Annotated in this window: 1 protein-coding gene and 1 pseudogene; both read right to left on the bottom strand. The window is 75.7% G+C overall.

What is annotated here, in order from left to right:
- Positions 1–1,823: pseudogene (locus ACFRCR_RS17850) on the bottom strand (hypothetical protein); the annotation flags it as partial.
- Positions 1,824–1,886: 63 nt separating this feature from the next.
- The gene (locus ACFRCR_RS17845; RefSeq protein ID WP_377679443.1) at positions 1,887–3,164 is read right to left on the bottom strand and encodes a YibE/F family protein; all 1,278 of its coding nucleotides are present in this window, start codon (positions 3,162–3,164) and stop codon (positions 1,887–1,889) included.
- Between the last annotated feature and the right edge of the window lie 189 nt (positions 3,165–3,353).

Genomic DNA, 3,353 nt, shown 5'->3' with positions numbered 1-3,353 from the left:
ACCACGAACAGTGCGAACGCCACGACAGCGAGGGCCGCGAAGCTCGTGACCGCGGCCCAGGCCGGGTGCAGCGCGACCCCGAGAGCGAGCACGAGCGCGGCCCACGGGGCGGAGTCGCCCGCGGCGCGCGCGAGCCCGGTCCGAGCGCGGACCGCCGGTGCGGTCACCGCCGGCGCCGCTTCGCGCACCGCCTGGTGCGCGGGCTCCGGACCGGACGCCCTCGGTGCCGCCGGTCCCAGGTCCAGGCGGCCGACCGCGAGCATCGCGAGCAGGAGGGCCGTGATGCCGACGAGCGCAGCCGTGGTCGCGGCGTCGTCGAGCGTCCCGACCTCGGCCAGGCGGTCCGTCGTGAACGACCACGTGGTACCGGCCGGCCGGATCGTCGAGACCGACACGAGCAGGCCCGTGAGCCCGTACGCCGCCGCGGGCAGCGCGGCGAGCCCGAGCACGGCCGACCCTCCGGCCACGAGCGCGGCGCGGGTCCGACGTTCGGCCCGGGCCCACGTCGCGACCCCGACCAGGACGGCTCCCGCGAGCAGCCCCGCGACGGGCGCGGTACCCAGCCAGGCGGGGTGGGAGCCGACGCCGAGGAGCACCCCCGCGAGGACCGTCGCCCCACCCGTCGCGCACCACCACACGCGCTGCCCCGTGAACCGGGCCAGCAGGCAGGCCGTGCCCGCGGCGAGCAGCACGAGCAGCGCGGCACCGCTCCAACCGGGGACCCCCAGGACCGGGGGCACGAGCATCGCCAGCACGACAGCGGCGGGGAACGTGAGGAACCGCACGACGTCGAGCACGGTCTGCTCGAGGGTCAGGGGCGACCCTAGCCGCTCGCGGGACCGCCGCAGGAGAGGCAGGTCGAGCACGGTCACGAGCGAGGCGGCCAGGAGGGCGACCGAGTAGGCGGCGAAGGTCGACGCGGTCAGGCCGTCGACCGCTCCGGCGAGGACCACGGGCACGACCGGGCTGAGGATCAGCCCGGCCGCGACCCAGCTCCGCATGCGGACCCGGTGGCCGGCGGCCAGGAGTCCGACGACCACCAGGAGCAGCAGGAAGCCGCGCATGAGCGCCGGGTCGGCCCCGCCCAGCAGGCGCGCGCTCACGACGAGCTCGACGTCGACGAGGAGCAGCACGACACCGAGCGCACCGATCGACTCGGCCGACGCGCCCATCCCGCGCGTCCGCAGGAACGCGGACGTCGCGAGCGCGAGGAGCGTCACGACGCCCGTGACGAGGGCGCGGACCGCGAGGTCGTCGGCGAGCGTGAAGAAGACGAACACGATCGTGGCGACGGCGAGCAGGCCCGCCCCGGCGCTCGCGAGGATGGGCTGGAGCCCGAGGCTCGACCGGGCCGGGGGTGCGACCTCGGTGCCCGCCCTGCCCACGGCGGTGGTCGGCGTGGCACCGCCGGCGCGCACGGCCGTCGGTGGCCGCGGAGCGGCGGGGCGCGGGCGGCCGGGGCCGACCGGGGCGGGCCCGACCGGGGCGGGCCCGGCCAGGGGCTCGCGGCCCGCCCCGCCCTCCGTGGCCACGGCCTCGCGGGTGGCGGCAGGGCCGCTGACGCTGCCCTCCACGGGGCGGGTACCTCGGTCCGTCGCGAGCACGCGCTCGTCGGCCGTGCGCAGCGCGCGCAGCGCCGAGGCCCGCCGTTCGAGCGCGAAGGCCGCCTCGCGCGACGCCCGCAGGACCTCGACGGCCCAGGGGCCGGTCAGGACCAGGCCGCAGTCACGACAACGGGTCGACGTCAGGACGGCTCCGCAGCCCGGGCAGGCGTGCTGGTCGCGAAGCCGCGACGTCGCGACCTCGACCCACTGTTCGCTCATGCGCACATCATGGCGAACTCCCAGGGTCGCTCACCGGACCCTCCCGTGGGGTGTCGGTGCGGATCAGGTGAAGGGCGTGCTCCGGGCGAGGTCGTCGGCCGGTCCGGTCGGTCCGGTCGGCTCGACGGACCCGTCCGGGGCGCCCGGCCCGGCAGGCTCTGTCGGCCCGGCAGGCTCGACGGGCGCCCTGGACGCGGCCGGCTCGCTCGGCACCGTCACGGCCGCGATGGCCGTGGTGAGCGGGATCGCGAGCACGAGCCCGATCGACCCGACCAGCGTCCGCACGACCTCCTCGGCGATCTCCCCCGACGTGAGGCTCGTGCCGAGGGCCTGGTCGGACAGCCAGACCGCCATGAGCAGGGGCAGGGCCGCGCCGACGTAGGCGAACGCGATGGTGTAGACGGTCGAGGCGATGTGGTCCCGGCCGATGCGCATGGCTCGCGTGAAGAGCTCGCGCCGCGACGCCCAGGGCGCGAGGGCGCGCAGCTCCCACACGGTCGAGGCCTGGGTGATGGTCACGTCGTTGAGCACGCCCATGCCCGCGAGGACGATGCCGCAGACCGCGATGCCCTGCAGGTCGATCCCGGGGGCGTAGGACGGGAGCCACAGCGCCTCCTCGGACGTGAGCCCGGTGATGTGCGAGGTCGACGCGCCCCACCATGCGAGGACCGCGGTGAGGACGAGGCCCACGAGGGTCCCGACCATCGCGGTCGAGGTCCGGACCGTGAACCCGTGCGCCACGTAGAGCACCACGAACATGACGGCCGACGACGTCACGAGCGCCACGTGGAGGACGTTCTGCCCGGCGAGGAGCGCGGGCAGCGTGAACTGCCCGATCGTCACGAGGGCGACCACGAGTCCTGCGAGCGCGGCCAGCCCGCGCAGCCTGGCGACCGCGAGCACGAGCGCCGCGTACGCGATCGCGAGCACGGCGATCGGTATCCCGCGCTCGAAGTCGAGGAACGCGTAGGGGGTGCTGCCGTCGCCCTCGGCCTGGGAGATGTAGAGCATCCGGAGGCGGTCGCCGACGTCGAAGCCGTGGTGGACGTACTCGGGCGGGGCCACGACCTCGGTCTCGGTGCCGTCGTCGAGGCGGACGGGCACGAGCCCGGTCTCGACCTCGGCCTCGCCCGTGACGACTCCGTGCACCACGTGGGTGCCCTGGGCGGTGAACGGGATCTGGTCCGGCAGGTCGGCGGCGCGGGGCCAGAGCGCGACGAGCCCGACGATCGTCAGGAGCAGCGCCGGCACGAGGATCGCCGCGAGGACGATCCTGACCCGCCGCGTCGCGGGCCGCGCCGGTCCGCTTCCGTGGGAGTGCCCGTGGGAGTGGTGGCTCATGACGCCCTTCGGATCAGCCGGTCGGGCGCACGCCCAGGAACCCACCCACCCTAGAGAATGAGAACGGTTATCGCTGCAAGCGACGCGCCGGGCCCACCCGCTTCGAGCCTGGCCCACCCCTTTCGACAGGGGACGACAGAGGCCCGGGGGGTCGGGCGGCTGCGGGCACACGGCCGAGAGACCGGGAGA

It is taken from the genome of Oerskovia sp. NPDC056781, from assembly GCF_042789955.1.
Lineage (GTDB): Bacteria > Actinomycetota > Actinomycetes > Actinomycetales > Cellulomonadaceae > Oerskovia > Oerskovia rustica.
This window is presented reverse-complemented; position numbering and strand designations above follow the sequence as displayed.